The 235-nt window shown below is 25.1% G+C and carries 1 protein-coding gene; it reads left to right on the top strand.

Annotation, left to right across the window (positions count from 1 at the left end; all coding sequences use genetic code 11):
• A partial coding sequence (locus Q4528_RS16180) for a hypothetical protein (RefSeq protein ID WP_303522790.1) occupies positions 1–235 on the top strand: 235 nt, incomplete at both ends.

Below are 235 nucleotides of genomic sequence, written 5' to 3'. Positions count from 1 at the left end.
GATTAATTTATCTAAAAACGAGAGTATTGATGTAAGTGGAAGCTCCGATGATTTAAATGGTTTGTGTTATTCTGGGCGTTTTGGAGAAATATATGATAATAATAAAACAAACTATATTGAACTAATATCTATATTTTCATGTAGAGAAGAATTTCATGAGTTTGTTCTAAACAAAGAAGCTAAAATCAAACAGTTTATTTTTTCTCATAGATGTAATTTTAGTAAATTAAAAAGA

The sequence above is a fragment of the Staphylococcus pasteuri genome, assembly GCF_030547725.1.
GTDB lineage: Bacteria > Bacillota > Bacilli > Staphylococcales > Staphylococcaceae > Staphylococcus > Staphylococcus pasteuri.
The sequence above is the reverse complement of the archived record's forward strand: the minus strand, read 5'-3'. Positions and strand labels throughout refer to the sequence as shown.